We start from the raw sequence: 18436 nt of genomic DNA on the forward strand, positions 1-18436 counted from the left end.
TGAGCACCTCGTCCCCGGCGACGGTCAGCCGGCGGCCGCGGCGAGCACCTTCTCGACCTGGTGCTGCGGCATGAGGGCGTGCTTCACGTACTCGCGCGTGAAGGCGCCGGTGCCGTGCGCGAGGCTGCGCAGGTCGATGGCGTACCGGGTGAGCTCGATGGCCGGGACCTCGCCCGCCACCTCGCTGCGGCCGTTGCCGACGGACGTCGTGCCGGTGACCCGGCCGCGGCGGGTCGACATGTCGCTCATGACGGTGCCGACGTACTCGTCGTCGACGACGACGCGGACGTCGTCGATCGGCTCGAGCAGGGCGACGCCGGCGGCGGCCGCGGCCTCCTTGAGAGCGAGCGAGCCGGCCATCTGGAACGCGGCGTCCGAGGAGTCGACGCTGTGCGCCTTGCCGCCGACGAGGGTGACCCGCAGGTCGACCATCGGGTAGCCGGCGCCGACGCCGCGCTCCATCTGCGCGCGCACGCCCTTCTCGACGCTCGCGATGAACTGCCGCGGGACGGCGCCGCCGACGACCCTGTCGACGAACTCGAAGCCCGAGCCCTCGGGGAGCGGCTCGACCTCGACGTCCGCGACGGCGAACTGGCCGTGCCCGCCGGACTGCTTGACGTGCCGGCCGTGGCCGGACGCCGGCTTGGCGAACGTCTCGCGCAGGGCCACCCTGACCGACTGGGTGTCGACCTCGGTGTTGTACTTGCTCCGCAGCCGGTCCAGGAGCACCTCGAGGTGGGCCTCGCCCATCGACCACACGACCATCTGGCGGGTGTCCGGGTCGACCACGACGCGCACGGTCGGGTCCTCGGCGACGAGCCGGCCCAGGCCCTGCGAGAGCTTGTCCTCGTCGGCGCTCGTGCGGGCGGTGACGGCGGTCGGCAGCAGCGGCTCGGGCATCGCCCACGGCTCCATGAGCGCGGGCGCGGACGGCGCCGACAGGGTGTCGCCGGTCTCGGCGCGGCCGAGCCGGGCGACGGCGACGATGTCGCCCGCGACGCCGCGGGTGACCGGCGCCAGGGTGCCCCCGAGGATCGTCGAGACGGCCCCCACGCGCTCGTCGACGTCGTGGTCGGGGTGCCCGCGGTCGGAGCCCGCGAACTGCGCGAAGTGACCGGAGACGTGAACGGTCATGTCCTGCGCGAGCGTGCCGGAGAAGATCCGGACGACGCTCACCCGGCCGACGAACGAGTCCGTCGTCGTCTTGACGACCTCGGCGACGAGCGGGGCGGCCGGGTCGCACTCGACGGCCTCGCGCGGCGAGCCGCCGGGCGTGGTCACGGTCGGCAGCGGGCGCTCGAGCGGCGACGGGAACCCGCGCAGGATCACCTCGACGAGCTCGGGGATGCCCAGCCCGGTCAGCGCGTCGACCGGCAGCACGGGGTGGAACGACCCGCGGGCGACGGCCTTCTCCAGGTCCTCGACGAGGGTGTCGAAGCCGACCTCCTCGCCGCCGAGCCAGCGGTCGAGCAGGGTGTCGTCCTCGGACTCCTGGATGATCCCCTCGATGAGGGCCTGCCGCAGGGTCTCGATGAGCTCGATGTGCTGCGGGTCCGCCTCGCGCTCGACGCGGGTGCCGGACGAGGAGTCGAAGATCTTCTGCGACAGCAGGCCGATGAGCCCGGCCGGCATCTCGTCGTCCCCGAGGAGCGGCAGGTAGAGCGGCTGGACACCCTCGCCGAAGACCCGCTGGCAGATCGCGAGCGACTCGTCGAAGTCGCCGCGCTGCTGGTCGAGGTGGGTCACGACGACGGCCCGGGGCATCCCGACCGAGGCGCACTCCTCCCAGAGCATGCGGGTGATGCCGTCGACGCCGTCCACGGCCGAGACGACGAAGAGGGCGGCATCAGCCGCCCTCAGACCTGCCCGGACCTCACCGACGAAGTCGGCGTGCCCGGGGGTGTCGACGAAGTTGACCTTGACGGTCCCCGTCACCCCCTCGACGGCCACCGAGGCGACCGCCAGGGAGACCGACCTGCCGAGCTTGTGCTCGATGTCCTCGTGGTCGCAGACCGTGCTGCCGTCGTCCACCCGGCCGGCGCGGGACACGGCGCCGGTGCCCGCGAGCAGGGCCTCCACGAGCGTCGTCTTGCCCGCCGCGGCGTGGCCGATGAGCACGACGTTCCGTATCCGGTCCGGCGTGACCTGCTCGAACGCTTCCGTACCGCGTGGCCTGACGTTGCCCGCCATGAGACCTCCTCGTCCGACGTCCCCCCGCAACGAAGCGGTGCGCTTCGTGTGCTGACAAACCTGTACCCGTCCCGTCGCGCAGAGCAAGGGGGACCTTCGTCGGCGCGCCCCGGATAGAGTGCTTCCTGCCATGCTCAACCGCTTCGCACGAGCGCTCTTCACCCGCCTGCTGACTCCCGTCGCGCGGGTGCTCCTCGGCGTCGGGATCAGCCCGGACGTCGTGACGCTCGTCGGGACGCTCGGCGTCTGCTTCGGGGCGCTGGCCTTCTACCCGCGGGGCGAGTTCCTCTGGGGCACCCTCGTCATCACCGCGTTCGTGTTCTCGGACACGGTCGACGGCATCATGGCCCGCTCGATGAACCGGTCGAGCGCCTGGGGCGCCTTCCTCGACTCCACCCTCGACCGCGTCGGGGACGCCGCCGTCTTCGGCGGGCTGGTGCTCTACTACGCCGGCGGCTCCCGCGGCCGGGACACCGTCATGGCCGCGCTGGCCCTGGCCTGCCTCGTGCTCGGCAGCGTCGTCTCCTACGCCCGGGCCCGCGCCGAGGGGCTCGGGATGACCGCGAGCGTCGGGATCGCCGAGCGCGCCGACCGGCTCGTCACCGTGCTCCTGACGACCGGCCTCGTGGGTCTGTACTGGAAGACCGGGTACGGCCTGCCCGAGGTCGTCCTCCTCGTCGTCCTCGCGGCGCTCGCCGTCGCGAGCCTCGTGACCGTCGTCCAGCGGATGCTCACCGTCCGGACCCAGGCCCTCGCCCGGCTGCGTGAGCAGGCCGCCGCGGGCGGGACGCCGGGGCCCGCCGATGCGTGAGCGCCTGGTCCTCTGGGCCTACTCCGCGGGCTGGCGCCTCGTCCGCTCGCTGCCCGAGCGCAGCGCCTACCTCGTCTTCTCCGTGCTCGCCGAGTTCACCTGGATGCGCCAGGGCGCGGGCGTCCGGCAGCTCGAGAAGAACCTCGAACGGGTCCTCCCGGGCGCCAGCCCGATGAAGATCAAGACGGTGTCCCGCAAGGGGATGCACTCGTACATGCGGTACTGGTGCGACGCCTTCCGGCTGCCGGACTGGTCGAGCGACCGGATCCTCGCGACGTGCCGCGCCGAGGGCGACGCCCCGGTCCGGGAGGCGCTCGCGGCCGGCCGGGGCGTCGTCATGGCGCTGTCGCACAGCGGCAACTGGGACCACGCCGGTGCCTGGTCGACGCTCGCGATGGCGCGGGTGACGACGGTCGCCGAGCGCCTGCGGCCCGAGGAGCTCTACGAGCGCTTCCTCGACTTCCGCAAGGAGCTCGGGATGGAGGTCCTCCCGCACGACGGCGGCGGCGAGGTCTTCGGCACGCTCGTCCGCCGGCTGCGCACCGGCGGGTTCGTCCCGCTCCTCGCGGACCGCGACCTCACGGCGTCCGGCGTCCCCGTGCAGATCTTCGGCGACACGGCCCGGATGGCCGCCGGGCCGGCCTCCCTGGCCCTCGTCGCCGACGCGGCGCTGTTCCCGGTGTCGATCCGGTACGAGCGGCTCAAGCGGGCGGGCGCCCCGGCCCGGTGGGGGACGGTCATCCACTTCCACCCCGAGGTCGTCGCCCCGTCGACCGGTCAGCGGGCGACGAAGGTGCAGGCGATGACGCAGGCCTGCGCCGACGCGCTCGCCGCCGGGATCGCCGCGCACCCGGAGGACTGGCACATGCTGCAGCGGGTCTTCGTCGCGGACTACGTGTCCGACATCGTCCCGGAGACGCCCGGCGGCGCGGGCGCGACGGGCGGCCCCGAGCGGCCGCGCCGCGCCGGCTGACCCGCCGGACGACGGGACCCGGGATGCGGATCGGGATCGTCTGCCCGTACTCGTTCGACGTGCCGGGCGGGGTGCAGTTCCACGTCCGGGACCTCGCGGAGCACCTCCTCGCGGGCGGTCACACGGTGAGCGTCCTTGCCCCGGCGGACGACGACACCCCGGTCCCGGCGTACGTCGAGGCCGCAGGGCGCGCCGTCCCCGTGAAGTACAACGGCTCGGTGGCGCGGCTGCAGTTCGGGCCGGTGAGTGCCGGGCGGGTGCGCCGATGGCTCGACGAGGGCGACTTCGACGTCCTCCACATCCACGAGCCGGTCGCGCCGTCGCTGTCGCTGCTCGCGCTGTGGATCGCCACGGGCCCGATCGTCGCGACCTTCCACACCGCGAACCTGCGCTCGCGCGCGATGCAGGTCGCCCAGCCCCTCGTCCGGCCGAGCCTGGAGAAGATCTCCGCGCGGATCGCCGTGAGCGAGGACGCCCGCCGCACCGTCGTCGAGCACCTCGGCGGGGACGCCGTCGTCATCCCGAACGGGGTCTTCGTCGACCGGTTCGCCGCGGCGCCGACCGACCCGCTGTGGATCGGCACCCCGGACCGCCCGACCGTGGCGTTCCTCGGCCGCACCGACGAGCCGCGCAAGGGCCTGCCCGTGCTGCTCGAGGCCGTCCCGGCGCTGCGGGCCGTGCACCCCGGGCTGCGGGTGCTCGTGCTCGGCCGCGGGGACGCCGACGACCTCATCGCCGGCCTCGGGCCGCACGCGGTGGCGGTCGAGATGCTCGGCGCGCTCGACGACGACGCGAAGGCCCGCCTGCTGCGCTCGGTCGACGCGTACGTCGCCCCGCACACCGGCGGCGAGAGCTTCGGGATCGTCCTCGTCGAGGCGATGAGCGCCGGTGCGCCGGTCGTCGCGAGCGACCTCGGGGCGTTCCGCCGGGTGCTCGACGACGGCGACCTCGGCGTCCTGTTCCGGGCGGGTGACGCGTCCGCGCTCGCGACGGCGCTGCTCGCGACGCTCGCCGACGAGCCCGGACGGCGCGCGGTCGCCGACCGGGCGTCGATCGCCGTCCGCCGCTACGACTGGTCGCGGGTCGCCGAGCAGGTGCTGTCGGTCTACGAGACGGTGCGGATCGGCACCGACCGGGTCGGGGAGGACCCGGTCTCGCGCGGGCTGCTGACCCGGTGGCGGGAGGGCCGGCGTGACGCGTGACTGGCTCGTGGGCGCGGCCGGCTGGCTGCCGCTCGTGCTCGCCCTGCTGCTCGTGCTCGGCTGGTACCTGTCGTACTCGGCGGCCCGGCTCGACCGGCTCCACCACAAGGTCGAGTCCTCGCGCGCGGCCCTCGACGCCCAGCTCGTGCGGCGGTGCGTCGCGGCCCTCGAGCTCGCCCCCTTCCTCGACCCGGCGACCGGGCTGCTCCTCGCGGACGCCGCGGCGACCGCCCTCGAGGCCGGCGAGCAGGGGGTCTCCGGCCCGGACCTCGAGGAGGCCGAGAGCGACCTCACGCGGGCGCTCGAGGCGGCCCTCGACGACTCCCGGCACGTGGCGGCGCTCGCCCGGGACGCGACCGCGCGGGAGGCCCTGGCGGTGCTCCGGCAGGCCTGCGAGCGGGTCGAGCTGGCCCGGCGGTTCCACAACGAGGCGGTGGCCCAGGCGCAACGGGTGCGGCGCAAGCGGGTCGTCCGGTGGGCGCGGCTCGCGGGCCACGCCGCCTGGCCGGTGACGGTCGAGATCGACGACGGTGCGCCGTCCGGGCTCGGCGCCGGCCTCGACGCGGCGGCGGCCCGCGCGCGCTGAGGAGGCGGCGTGCAGGTCCTGCGGAGGAACCGTGGGGGAGCCCGCGCCCGCTGACCGGCGCGGCGGGTCCGCGCGTAGCGTCCCGGTCGTGCACATCTGGCGCTACGTCGACGCCCCGCTCGCGCTCGCCGTCCTCGGGACGGCGCTCGTCGTGCTCGGTGCCGCGGGCGTCGTCGCCTGGCGGTGCGGCGCGGACGCCGGGGTCGTGGTCGCCCGGGTGCTCCTGGCCGCCGGCGTCGGGGCGATGCTCGTGCTCGGGCTGACCGGCGGCTCGGACGACCGGGCCGGGGTCAACCTCGTGCCGCTGCGCGGGATCGTCGGGCAGGCGCACAACCCGGATCCCGGCCTGCTCGTCGTCAACCTCGTCGGCAACGTCCTCGCGTTCGCGCCGGCCGGTGCGCTCGCCGTGCCGGCCCTGCGCCGCGGCCTGCTCGCCGGCACGTGCGCCGGGACGGCCGTGTCCGTCGTCATCGAGGTCGTCCAGCTCGGGCTCGGCCGCGTCTTCGACGTCGACGACCTGCTGCTCAACGCGCTTGGGTCCGCGCTCGGCGCGTGGTGCGCCGTGATGATCCGCGCGGCGCGGGCACGGCGCCGGGCGCGGGCGGACGCCCCGGACGCCGGACCGGGCCGGGAGCGAGTGCTCCCGGCCCGGCCCTGACGTGCTGGTCCTGCGGCGTGCTGTGCTGCGGTGACGCGGTGACGCGGTGGTGCTGTCGTCAGCCCTTCGACGTCGAGACCTGGATGGTCATCGTCGTCTTGTTCTGCTTGAGCACCGTGATCCGGACGCCGGCGTTCGGCACCTTGACCCCGGCGGTGGGGGCCGAGGCGTACCAGTAGGTGCGGGCGTCGTCGAAGACCGGCTGCGCCTTCTGGCTCGGGATCTTGTTCGTGACGCTGTTGAGGTGGAGCGAGAGCCCGTCGGTCCGGTGCGTCGAGAACGGCGCGTCGTAGACCTGGACGCGACCGCGCCACGGCGTGCCGTCGTTGCGCAGCAGCGGCTTCGGGTGCGAGTCCACGGGGAGGATGAGGCCCTCACCGGGGTGCTCGCTCTTGTTGTTGTCCCCGAACGAGGTGTCCCAGTACGACACGAGCAGGCCGTTGCCGTACGGGAAGTGCTCCACCTTGTCGGGGTACTTGTTGGCGAACCCGAAGTTGTACGGGCCCGTCTTCAGGTACGTGTCGTACGAGGTGTAGGCCCGGTACGACGCGATGTAGAAGTGCGCGAAGTCCTGCGTCGTCGTGGCACCGACGGCGCTGAAGCCGTCCGCCGTCCAGCCGTTCGCACCGGACTCGGCGCCGTCCGTGAAGACGGTCGTCGTGCCCGACGTGATGGTGATGTCGTCGGCGAAGAAGCCGATCCCGCCCACGGCGCCGTCGGTCGAGTAGCGCAGGCGCAGACCCACGGTCTTGCCGGCGTACGCCGACAGGTCGAACGTCGCGTCGACCCAGCCGTTGCTCGTGCCGTCGATGCCGTTGTTCTCGGTCGGCTGCGTGATGCTGCCCGCGACGGCCTTGAAGCCGGTGCCGTCGTCGACCTCGACGTACGCGTAGTCGCACGGGTCGGGGCCGCAGTCCTCGATGTCCCAGTTGGCCGCGAAGCGCAGCGTGGCCGGGCCCGTCGGCAGCGCGACGCTGCGGGTGAGGGTGTTGTTGAGGTCGTCACCGGCACCGGACCACCAGGAGGCGGCACCGGTCTTCGGCGGGACGAGGTCCCGGGTCACGGACTTGTCGGGCAGCGTGACGACGACGCCCTGCGGGTCCTTGGTGTTGTACTCGTGCGGGCCGAGGTTCAGCGTCTTCTTCGTGCCGGCCGCGACGACCCTGTAGTCGAACCAGCCGAGCTGGAGCTTGTCCCACGCGGACAGGTCCGCGGCACGGGTGCCGATGCCCTGGTCGCCCGGCGCCCAGGCGCGGCTCTGCGCCATGAGCGTCCACCAGTCGACGCCGTTGTCCGGGCCGCCGGCCGTGTCGTAGTGGTCCGGCAGGCCGAGGTCGTGGCCGTACTCGTGCACGAAGACCGACAGGCCGCCGTTCTCGGGCTGGATCGTGTAGTCGCCGATCCAGACGCCGGTGTCGCCGACCTGGGTGCCGCCGAGCGGCGCGCCGGCCGGTCCTTCGGAGCCGATGCCGCCCTGGAACGCGTACCAGCGGTGGCTCCAGATGGCGTCCTCGCCCTGGAACGGGTCGCCGTCGGCCTGGTCGCCGCCGGCGTGGACGATCTGGAAGTGGTCGATGTAGCCGTCCGGCTCGTCGAAGTTGCCGTCGCCGTCGACGTCGTAGCGGTCCCACTGGTCGTACGCGGCGAGGTCGGTCTTGATCTGCGCGTCCGTGCGGCCCGCGGCCAACTGGTCGGCCACCCACTGGTTCGCCGCGTCGCGGACGAGGTCCCAGGTGTTCGAGCAGACGTTGCTCGCGCACGGGAAGCCGTCGCTGCGGCCGTAGCGGGCCTCGTTGTAGCGGACCTTGACCCAGTCGCTCACGGTGCCGTCGACCGAGTAGCGACCCGACGACTGGCGCTCGTAGTACGTCTTGACCGACTCGACGCCCTTGCCGGTGCCGAAGTACAGGTTCTGGTAGTAGGCCTGGTTGTAGTCCGGCTGCCAGACCGTCGAGTTGTCGTTCGGACCCGGCTTCGGGATCGCGTTGTTCAGCGGCCCGTCGAACACCGTCGGGCCCGGGGTGTCCGGGTCGGTGTCCTGGTCGGGGTACGCGGCGTCCCGCTCGTTGCCGAACTCGGCGAGGATGACGAAGATCTTGTCCGTCTTCTCGCGCCCGAGCTCGACGTAGTTGTGGGTCCGGTTGCGGTTGTTCGACGCCGACCGGCTGCGCGAGCCGGCGTCGGCGGCCGTCGCCGTGGCGCCGGGGCCGAGGTCGACGACGGTGCTGCCGTTCTTGGTGACGGCTGTCGCGTCGCCCGAGATGACGCCTGTGAGCGCCTGCTGCCGCAGCGCGCGGCGCTTGTCCTCGAGCGGGTTGGGCAGGTCGTGGACCGTGCCGTTGGAGACCGATCCGGGGCCGCCCGTGACGGCCTGCACCGGGCTCGCCGCGGCGGGGCTACCGCCGTAGAGCGAACCGGTGCACGCCAGGGCGAGCCCGACAAGTCCGACGAGTGGTCGGCGCACATATCCTCCAGAGATCCGCCGGCACCCCCGAGGCGCGCGGCACACGAACACCGAGGAGGTCGTCCTCGGCTTGGGGGGACTCTAGGGACAAAACCAGGTGCGTGTCCGCCGCATCGCGGACGTATTTGCTGTCGTGTCGGGCGTAGGCCGCGAAGACGTGCGGGCGATACCCAATCGTTATCAAAGCGGCAAACATCGCAATTGGCTCATCACGCTCCGAGTGTGGCGCGGACGGCGGCCCCCAGGGCCGCCGCGACGTCCGGTGCCCGGTGCGGGGGCACGTTGCCGTAGCCGACGACGAGCCCGCCCGGCCCCGGCGCGACCCGGCACTGCGACAGGCCCAGGACCCCCAGGCCCCGTGCGCGGGCCGCCGCGAGGACCGCGGCCTCGTCGGCGCCGTCCGGCAGCAGCCACAGCACGTGCAGGCCGGCGTCCATGCTCGGCGACGCCGCGCCCGGCACGGACGCCGTCAGGCCGGCGAGCATCGCCGTCCGGCGGCGCTGGTACGACCGCCGCATCCGCCGGAGGTGGCGGTCGTAGGCGCCGGAGCCGATGAGCCGGGCGAGGGCGTGCTGGTCGGGCGTGGGCGCGAGCGAGCCGAGCCGGCGCCGGGCCGCGTCCAGGTCGTCCGCGAGCCCGGCCGGGGCCACGAGCCAGCCGAGGTGCAGTCCGGGGGAGAGGGTCTTGCTCGTCGAGCCGAGGTACACGACGTGCTCGGGGGCGAGGGCCGCCAGGGCCCCGACGGGGCGGCGGTCGTAGCGGAACTCGGCGTCGTAGTCGTCCTCGACGACCGTCCGGCGGCCGCTCGCGGCCCAGGCCGCGAGGGCCAGCCGGCGGGGCGCCGACAGCGGCACCCCGGTCGGGAACTGGTGCGTGGGGGTCACGAAGACCGCGTCGACGTCGAGCGCGTCGAGCGCGTCGACGCGCATCCCGTCGGCGTCGACCGGGACCGGGACGACCTCGAGCCCGCTGTCCCGCGCCGCCTCCCGCAGTCGCGGCCAGCACGGGTCCTCGACGGCGACCCGCTGCGCCCCGCGCCGGCGCAGGGCGTCGCAGACGAGCCACACGCCGTTGCGGACCCCGGCCGTGACGTGCACCCGGGAGGGGTCGGCCTGCACGCCGCGGACCCGGCGCAGGTAGTCGGCGACCGTCGCGCGCAGCGCCGGGGCACCGGCCGGGTCGGAGCGGGCGAGGTCGGCGTCGGGCAGGTCGGTGAGCGCCCGTCCGACCGCCGCCCGCCAGGTGGTCCGGGGGAAGGAGGTGAGGTCCGGCAGGGCGGGCGACAGGTCGAGCACGGCGCGCGGGGCGGGGCTCGTGCTGCCGGACCTCACCTCCTTNCGTCGGCAGCACCGCCGGCGGCCGGTGCGGGTGCGGGCGGGGTGGCGTCCGGCCCGGCGGGTGTGACTCCCGGCGCGACGACGGTGCCCGCGCCGACCCGGCCGGTGAGGTAGCCCTCCGCCTTGAGCTGGTCGTACGCCTCGGTGACGACCCACCTCGAGAGGCCGAGGTCCTCGGCGAGCGCCCGGCTCGGCGGCAGCCGGTCCCCGGGCCGCAGCCGGCCCTCGGTGACCTGCGCGCGCAGCAGCGCCGCGAGCCGCTGGTGCGCGGGGCCGTGCGTGCCGTCGTCCGGCTGCCAGGGCACGAGCAGACCCGTCACGCGATTGGACTGGTCGGACGGCATGGAGGTGGACTGTACCTGCGGGCCATTGTGGACGTAGCGTGAACACTGGCCCCAGGACCACCGACCCCGCGAAGGACCCAGCGATGACCACCCCCGACCAGCAGGACCTGTCCGCCGGCACGACCGACGCCGGGCGCGTCGTCGGCACCTCCCGCGTCAAGCGCGGCATGGCCGACATGCTCAAGGGCGGCGTGATCATGGACGTCGTCACGGCCGAGCAGGCGAAGATCGCCGAGGACGCCGGCGCCGTGGCCGTCATGGCGCTCGAGCGGGTCCCGGCCGACATCCGCGCGCAGGGCGGCGTCTCCCGGATGAGCGACCCGGACATGATCGACGGCATCATCGCCGCCGTCTCGATCCCCGTCATGGCGAAGGCCCGCATCGGCCACTTCGTCGAGGCGCAGGTGCTCCAGTCGCTCGGCGTCGACTACATCGACGAGTCCGAGGTGCTCACGCCGGCCGACTACACGAACCACATCGACAAGTGGAAGTTCACCGTCCCCTTCGTGTGCGGTGCGACGAACCTCGGCGAGGCGCTGCGCCGGCTGTCCGAGGGGGCGGCGATGATCCGCTCCAAGGGCGAGGCCGGCACGGGTGACGTCTCCAACGCGACGACCCACATGCGCAAGATCAACGGCGAGATCCGCCGGCTGACGAGCATGTCCGAGGACGAGCTCTACGTCGCGGCCAAGGAGATCCAGGCCCCGTACGAGCTCGTCGTCGAGGTCGCGAAGCTCGGTCGCCTGCCCGTCGTCCTCTTCACCGCCGGCGGTATCGCGACCCCGGCCGACGCCGCGATGATGATGCAGCTCGGCGCGGACGGCGTCTTCGTCGGCTCGGGCATCTTCAAGTCGGGCAACCCGGCCGCCCGCGCCGAGGCGATCGTCAAGGCGACGACCTACCACGACGACCCCGACGTCATCGCCAAGGTCTCCCGCGGCCTCGGCGAGGCGATGGTCGGCATCAACGTCGACGAGATCCCGCAGCCGCACCGGCTGGCCGAGCGCGGCTGGTGAACCCGGCGGCGGCTACGCCGTCCGGGTGACGCGTTCGGCGGCTCTGCCTGACCGCTGTCGGCCCGTGGTCCTACAGTGCGACCGACGCCCGGAGGCGTCGGTGCCGGCTGCGGGGAGGCAGTGGTGGAGAGCCCGGACGACCTGCCCCGTTCGCCGTCGGGCCGGGTCCCCAAGTGGGTCGTCGACGAGCGGCTCCGCGGGCGGGTCGAGGAGACCCAGTTCCGGCCGCCGACGCGGCTCGCCCCGGTGCGCACCCGTCGCCGGTTCGCGTCCCTGCCCGCCGTCGTGGCGCTCCTCGTCGTCGCGGTCGTCGTCTGGGTCGCCGTCCAGGGTCTGGCCCTCGGCGGCGGGGGCGGCACGACCGCACCGCTGGCCGGCGCCTCGCCCGCGGCGCGGCAGAGCATGCCCGCCGCGGGCAAGGACTACCCGACGCCCGGCTACGAGGCGGAGGCGACCCGGTTGCTGCCGCCCGCGACCGCGCCGAAGGCCTCGAAGGCCTGGCGCCCGCTCGACGTGCAGGTGGACGCGGCCGGCAAGCCGACGACGACGCCGGTCATGTGGGACCCGTGCCGGCCGATCCGCTACGTCGTCCGGCCGGACGGCGCCCCACCCGGCGGCGCCGAGCTCGTCGCCGAGGGCTTCCGGGCGATGGAGAAGGCCACCGGGCTGAAGTTCGTGCCCGACGGCACGATCGACGAGGCGCCCTCGCGCCGCCGCGGCAGCTTCCAGCCCGAGCGCTACGGCGACCGCTGGGCCCCGGTGCTCGTCGCGTGGCAGAGCGCGGACGAGAACCCCGACTTCGCCGCGGACGTCGCCGGCCAGGCCGGCCCCACCGGGGTGTCCTTCGAGGGCCGCCCCGACGTGTACGTGACCGGCGCGGTCGTGCTCGACGCGAAGAAGTTCACCACGCTCCTCGCGGACCCGAAGGCGCGCCCGTTCGCCCGGCTCATCCTCATGCACGAGCTGGGGCACCTCGTGGGGCTGGACCACGTGAACGACAAGGCGCAGATCATGTTCCCGTCGGCGACCGGCGAGATCACCGCGCTGGGGGACGGCGACCGCACCGGCCTGGCCGCCCTCGGTCGTGGCCCGTGCGCGCCGTGGCTGTGAGCGACCGTCAGATTCGCTTAGTTGAATGCCCGCGCGCCATTGACGTTGGCCAGTTTCGGGGTTCGCATGATCAAGGGACCTAGGAGAATGCGTATCTCGGCGATTCCGTCGGGACTGAAATGCTGTCCTGGCCGTGTCGCTGATAGCAAGTGGCTGGCGAACCGCGATTTCGTCGAGTCCGTGGGCGGATCCTCAGACAACGCCCCCGGCGGTACACGACGGGTCCCGGGCGCCGGACTTGTCGAAGGTGAATGAGGCGTCGAAACCGCCGGACCCTCGGCGGTAGGGCGAGTTCGCGTTCATCGCATGCCAGACATTGTCCTGACGCGCGGCATTGTTGACCAGTTCGGTGCGAGGTGCGGTCCCATTGTCGAACGTGAGAACGTTCGCCAGGTTGCCTCCGGAGTTGGTTCCCTTGTTGATCTTGTAAGAGACGACAACATTGGTCCTGGTATCCGAGAGTCGAATGTATCCGGTGAATCCATCCTTGACGCAACTGAAATCCTTGACAACTGCGTTGGCTTGTGGAATCGCAACGCCGCTCAGGATGATCGCCAGCAATGTAGATACGCCAACGACGGGTCCGCGTCGGGAGATTGTCCTTGCTAGTTTCGACATTGCCACAGGCTAGGAGGGGCGAGATGGCCCGTCAAGAGATCATCACGGGGCAGTCAGATATAAGGTGACCCCGTCTTGTCGAATCCGATGCGTGAGCGTGACGACCGCGAAGTGTCCCCAGGAACCCGGCCGGGCGACATGCGTCTGTTCGATAGTCAGGCGCGGGCACTGGTCACGTGACCCTTGCCCGCTCAAGGAACTCCTGGCGCAAGTGTTCGCCTCCGGCCAGCACGTCGCGCAGGGCGAGCGCCGCGGTGAGCACGTCGGCGTGCGAGAGGTAGAGCGGCGCGAAGCCGAGGCGGACGACGTCCGGGGTGCGGAAGTCCCCGACGACCCCGCGCGCGACGAGCGCCCGGACCACGGCGTAGGCGTCGGGGTGCGTGAGCGCGACCTGGGAGCCGCGACGGTCGGGCTCGCGCGGGGTGACGAGCCGCAGGCCCGTGCCGGCGCCGTCGTCCGGCCCGTCGTCGAGCAGACCGAGCCTGTCGAGGCACTCGACGAAGAACCCGGTGAGCGACAGCGACTTCGCTCGCACCTGCTCCGGCGAGAGCCCGTCGAACGCCTCGAGGGCCGACTCCAGGGCCAGCAGCGAGATGAGCGGCGGGGTGCCGACCCGCATCCGGGTCACCCCCGGCGCGGGCGCGTACTCCGGGCCGAAGTCGAACGGTGCCGCGTGGCCGTGCCAGCCGGACAGCGGGTTGCGGACGTCGGCCTGCAGGTCGCGCCTGACGTAGACGAAGGCCGGCGCACCCGGCCCGCCGTTGAGGTACTTGTAGCCGCAGCCGACCGCGAGGTCGACGCCGAGCGCGTCGAGGTCGACGGGCATCACGCCCGCCGAGTGGCACAGGTCCCACAGTGCGAGCGCCCCGGCGGCGTGCGTCGCCGCGGTGAGGCCGGCCACGTCCCAGCGCTCGCCGGTGCGGTAGTCCACCTGCGACAGCGACACGAACGCGACCTCGTGGCCGCGCTCCTCGAGCAGCGCGGGGACGTCCGGCGGTGACGCGTGGACGACCTCGAACCCGTCGTCCCTCGACGCCGACTCCAGCACGTAGAGGTCGGTGGGGAAGGACGCCGGGTCGGTGACGACGACGCGGCGCCCGGGCCGCAGCCGGGCCGCCGCCCGGTAGCACTTGTAGAGGTTGACGGACGTCGAGTCCCCGACGACGACCTGGCCCGGCGCCGCCCCGACGAGGCGGCCGACGGCGTCCCCGGCGCGGGTCTGGGCGCCCCACCAGTCGTGGGTGTTCCAGGAGGCGATGAGGTCGTGGCCCCACTGCCGCCGCACGACGTCCGCGACGGCGTCCGGCACGTGCGAGGGCAGCGCCCCGAGCGAGTTGCCGTCGAGGTAGACGAGGCCCTCGGGCAGGGTGAACCGGCTGCGGGCGGCGGCGATCGGGTCGGCGGCGTCGAGGGACGCCGCGCGCGGGGTGAGGTCGTCCGGCGCGCTCACGGCAGGCTCCTTCTGGCAGGGTCGGGGTGTGCCGCGCATCGTCTCACTGCTGCCCTCGACGACCGAGTGGGTCCACGCCCTCGGCCTGGAGTCCGACCTCGTCGGCGTGACCTTCGAGTGCGACACCCCGCCGGACCCGCGGGTCGGGCGGGCCGTCGTCGTCGGCGGCCTCGACACCGCGGGGCTGGCGCCGGGCGAGATCGACGCGCTCGTCCGGGCGAAGGTCGCCGCGGGGGAGGACCTCTACACCCTCGACGCCGACGCGATGGCGCGGCTGGCGCCCGAGGTCGTGCTCACGCAGGACCTCTGCCGGGTCTGCGCGCTCCCCGCGGACGCCGCCCGCGAGGCCGTCGAGGCGATCGGCTGCCCGGGCACGGTCCTCACGTTCGACCCGCACACGCTCGCGCAGGTGCTCGACGGGGCCACCGAGGTCGCCGCCGCGTGCGGTGCCGCCGACGCCGGGACGGCGCTGCGCGGCGCCCTGCAGGCCCGGCTCGACGCCGTTGCGGCCGCCGTCGACCGGAAGCCCCGGCCGCGCGTGCTCGTCCTGGAGTGGACCGACCCGCCGTTCGTCGCCGGGCACTGGGTGCCCGACCTCGTCACAGCCGCCGGCGGCGTCCCGGTCCTCGCCCGCGCCGGGGAACGCTCGGTCGCGATGTCCTGGGACGACGTCCGCCCTGCCGTCCGCGCGGTCGACGCCGTGCTCGTCGCCCCGTGCGGGTACGGCCTCGCCGACGCGGTCACCCAGGCGCACACGGTCGTCGACGTGCTCGGCGCCGACCTGCCCGCCGGCTGCGCCGTCCACGCGGTCGACGCCGGCGGGTTCGTCACCCGGCCCGGGCCGCGGGTCGTCGACGCCGTCGAGGCGCTCGCCGCGGCCTGGCATCCGGCGGCCGCGTCCGCCGCAGGGGTGACGCCGCGCCCCGGCGTCGTGGCCGCCGTCCGCCCCGCCTAGGCTTGTCCTTCGTGCCCACCGACCCCGTGATCGGCGTCCTCGCCGTCCAGGGCGACGTCCGCGAGCACCTCGCGGCGCTCGCCGAGTGCGACGTCGTCGCCCGCCCCGTCCGGCGCGCGACGGAGATCGCCGAGATCGACGCGCTCGTCCTGCCCGGGGGCGAGTCGACGACCATCGACAAGCTCACCCGGGCCTTCGACCTGCGCGAGCCGATCCTCGACCGGCTCAAGGCCGGGATGCCGGCCTACGGGTCGTGCGCCGGGATGATCCTGCTCGCCGACCGGGTCGTCGACGCGATCGAGGGCCAGCAGACGTTCGGCGGGATCGACATGACGGTCCGCCGGAACGCCTTCGGCCGCCAGGTCGAGAGCTTCGAGGAGGACCTGCGCGTCACCGGTGTCGACGGGGAGCCGGTCCGGGCCGTGTTCATCCGTGCCCCCTGGGTCGAGGAGGTCGGGGACGCCGTCGAGGTGCTCGCGACCGTGGCCGAGGGGCCCGCCGCAGGTAGGATCGTCGCGGTGCGGCAGGGCAACCTGCTCGCGACGTCGTTCCACCCCGAGATCACCGGGGACATCCGTGTGCACCGGCTCTTCGTCGAGATGGTCCGCAGCGCCGGTTGACGCACCGCCCCGCGAGGCGGTCGCCCGCCGACGCGCACCACGGCCCGAGCCACCCGCACGCCTGACCAGGAGGCACTGATGTCCGGCCACTCCAAGTGGGCCACCACGAAGCACAAGAAGGCGGTCGTCGACGCCAAGCGCAGCAAGATGTTCGCCAAGCTCATCAAGAACATCGAGGTGGCGGCGCGCACCGGTGGCGGTGACCCGGCGGGCAACCCGACGCTCTACGACGCCATCACCAAGGCGAAGAAGTCGTCCGTGCCGAACAACAACATCGAGAACGCGGTCAAGCGCGGCTCGGGTGCCGAGGCCGGCGGCGCGGACTACCAGACGATCATGTACGAGGGGTACGGCCCGAACGGCGTCGCGCTGCTCGTCGAGTGCCTCACCGACAACCGCAACCGCGCGGCGGCCGAGGTCCGGACGGCGCTCACCCGCAACGGCGGCAGCCTCGCCGACCCGGGCAGCGTGTCCTACATGTTCACGCGCAAGGGAGTCGTCGTCGTCCCGAAGAACGGCCAGAGCGAGGACGACGTCCTCATGGCCGTCCTCGACGCCGGGGCGGAGGAGGTCAACGACCTCGGGGAGTCGTTCGAGGTCGTCAGCGAGGCCACCGACCTCGTCGCGGTCCGGACGGCGCTCCAGGAGGCCGGGATCGACTACGACTCCGCCGACGCCCAGTTCGTGCCGAGCACCCAGATCCCGCTCGACGAGGACGGTGCCCGCAAGATCTTCCGCCTCATCGACGTCCTCGAGGACAGCGACGACGTCCAGAACGTCTACGCGAACTTCGACGTGCCGGACGACGTCCTGGAGGCTCTGGACGCCGACTGACCCGTTGCTCCAGCGCGTGTCCCGGCTCCGTCGGGTCGCCAGCCCCGTCGGGCCGGTCCTGTTCGGGGTCGGCTACGCGGTCCTGCTCCTCGTCGTCGATCTGCTGGTGCGCTCCGTGCCGGACGACGGGGGAGCGGCGGTGCGGGGGTGGGCGTCGACGAGCCTCGACACCCTGACGGGCGGGGTGCTGCACGCCGTCGGGGCGCTCGTGCTGTCGGCGTTCGTGCCCGAGGAGTCGGCCGGGTGGTGGGCCGTCTTCGCGCTCGTCGGGTGCTGGGTGACCGGCCGGGCCGTCGGGGTGCGCCGGGCCGTGCTCGTGGGGGTGTCGGGGCAGGTGGTCGGGACGCTGCTCTCCGAGGGGTTGCTCGCGGTGCGGATCGGTCGCGGTGACGCGGACGAGGCGCTGCGCGGTGCACTCGACATCGGGCCCTCGTACGTCGTCGTCGCGCTGCTCGTCGCCGGGGTGGTCGGCGGCCGTCGGTTCGAGCGGGCGCCGGCCCTGGTCTGCTTCGGGCTCCTGGCGCCGTACCTGTTCGACGGGCTGACCGGACTCGACGTCACGGCGGTCGGGCACACGACGGCCGTCGCCGTCGGTGCGGGGGCCGGCTTCCTCGCGACCCGCCGCGCCGCGCGGCCGCAGCAGGCGTCCGGCGTGCGACGCTGAGCACGTGCGCGTGCTGGCGGTCGACCCGGGGCTGACCCGCTGCGGCGTCGGCGTCGTCGAGGGCCGCCGCGGCCGGGACGTCGTCCTCGTCGCCGTCGACGTCATCACGACCCCCGCCACGGACGACCTGGGGGCCCGCCTGCTCGGGGTCGGGGAGGCGCTCGCCGGCTGGCTCGACCAGGTGCGCCCGGACGTCGTCGCCGTCGAGCGGGTCTTCGCGCAGTCGAACGTCTCGACGGTCATGGGGACGGCGCAGGCCGCCGGGCTCGCGGTGTTCGCGGCCGCCCAGCGCGGCATCCCGGTCGCCGTCCACACGCCGTCCGAGGTCAAGGCCGCCGTCACCGGCGACGGCCGCGCCGGCAAGAAGCAGGTCGCCGCGATGGTCACCCGGATCCTCGACCTCGCCGAGACCCCGAAGCCGGCCGACGCCGCGGACGCCCTCGCCCTGGCGATCTGCCACCTGTGGCGCGGCGCCCCCGCCTCGGCGATGACGTCCGGCCTGCCCGGCAGCCAGACCGCCGCTCAGCAGGCGTGGCGCGAGGCCGCCGAGGTCGCCGGCCGGGCCGGTCGCGGGCGCCGGGTGCCCGCCGGGGCCTCCGGCCAG

17 protein-coding genes and 1 pseudogene are annotated in these 18436 nt (G+C 73.7%); 12 read left to right on the forward strand and 6 right to left on the reverse strand.

Going from position 1 to position 18436, the window contains the following annotated elements:
* Positions 1-24 precede the first annotated feature (24 nt).
* Complete coding sequence (locus tag EDJALFJO_RS01485) at positions 25-2190, reverse strand: elongation factor G-like protein EF-G2 (RefSeq protein ID WP_088281481.1); 2166 nt, start codon at positions 2188-2190, stop codon at positions 25-27.
* Positions 2191-2320: 130 nt separating this feature from the next.
* Here EDJALFJO_RS01485 and pgsA point away from each other — a divergent pair, with 130 nt between their 5' ends.
* The 5 genes from pgsA (at position 2321) to EDJALFJO_RS01510 (ending at position 6420) form a co-directional block, all read left to right on the forward strand.
* Positions 2321-3001: a phosphatidylinositol phosphate synthase gene (pgsA, locus tag EDJALFJO_RS01490; protein WP_088281483.1), complete on the forward strand. Its 681-nt coding sequence runs from the start codon at positions 2321-2323 to the stop codon at positions 2999-3001.
* On the forward strand, positions 2994-3974 hold the full coding sequence (locus EDJALFJO_RS01495) for a phosphatidylinositol mannoside acyltransferase (protein WP_088281519.1): 981 nt from the start codon (positions 2994-2996) through the stop codon (positions 3972-3974). The genes pgsA and EDJALFJO_RS01495 overlap by 8 nt, the downstream gene beginning before the upstream one ends.
* 23 nt (positions 3975-3997) lie before the next feature.
* Positions 3998-5176: a glycosyltransferase family 4 protein gene (locus tag EDJALFJO_RS01500; protein ID WP_088281485.1), complete on the forward strand. Its 1179-nt coding sequence runs from the start codon at positions 3998-4000 to the stop codon at positions 5174-5176.
* Entirely contained in the window at positions 5166-5762 is a 597-nt protein-coding gene (locus EDJALFJO_RS01505; protein ID WP_198949905.1) for an NUDIX hydrolase, read from the forward strand. The genes EDJALFJO_RS01500 and EDJALFJO_RS01505 overlap by 11 nt, the downstream gene beginning before the upstream one ends.
* Before the next feature lie 88 nt (positions 5763-5850).
* A complete protein-coding gene (locus tag EDJALFJO_RS01510) occupies positions 5851-6420 on the forward strand; it encodes a VanZ family protein (RefSeq protein WP_088281487.1) in 570 nt (189 codons plus the stop codon).
* A 58-nt stretch (positions 6421-6478) separates the two neighbouring features.
* Here the strand turns inward: EDJALFJO_RS01510 and EDJALFJO_RS01515 are convergent, their stop codons facing one another.
* From EDJALFJO_RS01515 to EDJALFJO_RS36230, 3 genes and pseudogenes are all read right to left on the reverse strand, one after another.
* Positions 6479-8884, reverse strand: coding sequence for an immune inhibitor A domain-containing protein (locus EDJALFJO_RS01515; RefSeq protein ID WP_088281489.1), 2406 nt, complete (start codon positions 8882-8884; stop codon positions 6479-6481).
* 209 nt (positions 8885-9093) lie between these two features.
* Positions 9094-10221 (reverse strand): PLP-dependent aminotransferase family protein (locus EDJALFJO_RS01520; RefSeq protein WP_233149617.1); only part of this gene is annotated, 1128 nt, incomplete at its 5' end.
* Position 10222: 1 nt separating this feature from the next.
* Positions 10223-10565: pseudogene (locus EDJALFJO_RS36230) on the reverse strand (GntR family transcriptional regulator); the annotation flags it as partial.
* Between the two features lie 83 nt (positions 10566-10648).
* Here EDJALFJO_RS36230 and pdxS point away from each other — a divergent pair.
* Together pdxS and EDJALFJO_RS01530 are read left to right on the forward strand one after the other, a co-directional pair.
* Positions 10649-11581, forward strand: a complete 933-nt coding sequence (gene pdxS, locus EDJALFJO_RS01525) for a pyridoxal 5'-phosphate synthase lyase subunit PdxS (protein WP_088281493.1) — start codon at positions 10649-10651, stop codon at positions 11579-11581.
* 123 nt (positions 11582-11704) lie between these two features.
* Positions 11705-12691 (forward strand): matrixin family metalloprotease, encoded by a 987-nt coding sequence (locus EDJALFJO_RS01530; protein ID WP_088281495.1) that lies wholly within the window; start codon positions 11705-11707, stop codon positions 12689-12691.
* Positions 12692-12883: 192 nt separating this feature from the next.
* Here EDJALFJO_RS01530 and EDJALFJO_RS33170 read toward each other — a convergent pair whose 3' ends face one another.
* Together EDJALFJO_RS33170 and kynU are read right to left on the reverse strand one after the other, a co-directional pair.
* Positions 12884-13252: a hypothetical protein gene (locus EDJALFJO_RS33170; RefSeq protein ID WP_143448225.1), complete on the reverse strand. Its 369-nt coding sequence runs from the start codon at positions 13250-13252 to the stop codon at positions 12884-12886.
* A gap of 229 nt (positions 13253-13481) precedes the next feature.
* Positions 13482-14798, reverse strand: coding sequence for a kynureninase (gene kynU, locus EDJALFJO_RS01535; protein WP_088281497.1), 1317 nt, complete (start codon positions 14796-14798; stop codon positions 13482-13484).
* Here kynU and EDJALFJO_RS01540 point away from each other — a divergent pair.
* The 5 genes from EDJALFJO_RS01540 to ruvC all read left to right on the forward strand — a co-directional run.
* The gene (locus EDJALFJO_RS01540) at positions 14788-15714 is read left to right on the forward strand and encodes an ABC transporter substrate-binding protein (protein ID WP_088281523.1); all 927 of its coding nucleotides are present in this window, start codon (positions 14788-14790) and stop codon (positions 15712-15714) included. The genes kynU and EDJALFJO_RS01540 overlap by 11 nt on opposite strands.
* Positions 15715-15725: 11 nt before the next feature.
* Positions 15726-16334: a pyridoxal 5'-phosphate synthase glutaminase subunit PdxT gene (pdxT, locus tag EDJALFJO_RS01545; protein ID WP_198949908.1), complete on the forward strand. Its 609-nt coding sequence runs from the start codon at positions 15726-15728 to the stop codon at positions 16332-16334.
* 78 nt (positions 16335-16412) lie between these two features.
* Positions 16413-17168 (forward strand): YebC/PmpR family DNA-binding transcriptional regulator, encoded by a 756-nt coding sequence (locus EDJALFJO_RS01550; RefSeq protein WP_088281501.1) that lies wholly within the window; start codon positions 16413-16415, stop codon positions 17166-17168.
* A 16-nt stretch (positions 17169-17184) separates the two neighbouring features.
* Positions 17185-17832, forward strand: coding sequence for a rhomboid-like protein (locus tag EDJALFJO_RS01555; RefSeq protein ID WP_088281503.1), 648 nt, complete (start codon positions 17185-17187; stop codon positions 17830-17832).
* A gap of 4 nt (positions 17833-17836) precedes the next feature.
* Positions 17837-18436 (forward strand): crossover junction endodeoxyribonuclease RuvC (ruvC, locus tag EDJALFJO_RS01560; protein ID WP_088281505.1); only part of this gene is annotated, 600 nt, incomplete at its 3' end.

It is taken from the genome of Kineosporia sp. A_224 (genome assembly GCF_002198655.1).
GTDB lineage: Bacteria > Actinomycetota > Actinomycetes > Actinomycetales > Kineosporiaceae > R-H-3.

Excerpts from the sequence above, each read along its gene's own strand:
- EDJALFJO_RS01485 (WP_088281481.1), bottom strand. The coding sequence starts at position 2,190 with ATGGCGGGCAACGTCAGGCCACGCGGTACGGAAGCGTTCGAGCAGGTC.
- pgsA (WP_088281483.1), top strand. The coding sequence starts at position 2,321 with ATGCTCAACCGCTTCGCACGAGCGCTCTTCACCCGCCTGCTGACTCCC.
- EDJALFJO_RS01495 (WP_088281519.1), top strand. The coding sequence starts at position 2,994 with ATGCGTGAGCGCCTGGTCCTCTGGGCCTACTCCGCGGGCTGGCGCCTC.
- EDJALFJO_RS01500 (WP_088281485.1), top strand. The coding sequence starts at position 3,998 with ATGCGGATCGGGATCGTCTGCCCGTACTCGTTCGACGTGCCGGGCGGG.
- pdxS (WP_088281493.1), top strand. The coding sequence starts at position 10,649 with ATGACCACCCCCGACCAGCAGGACCTGTCCGCCGGCACGACCGACGCC.
- kynU (WP_088281497.1), bottom strand. The coding sequence starts at position 14,798 with ATGCGCGGCACACCCCGACCCTGCCAGAAGGAGCCTGCCGTGAGCGCG.
- EDJALFJO_RS01550 (WP_088281501.1), top strand. The coding sequence starts at position 16,413 with ATGTCCGGCCACTCCAAGTGGGCCACCACGAAGCACAAGAAGGCGGTC.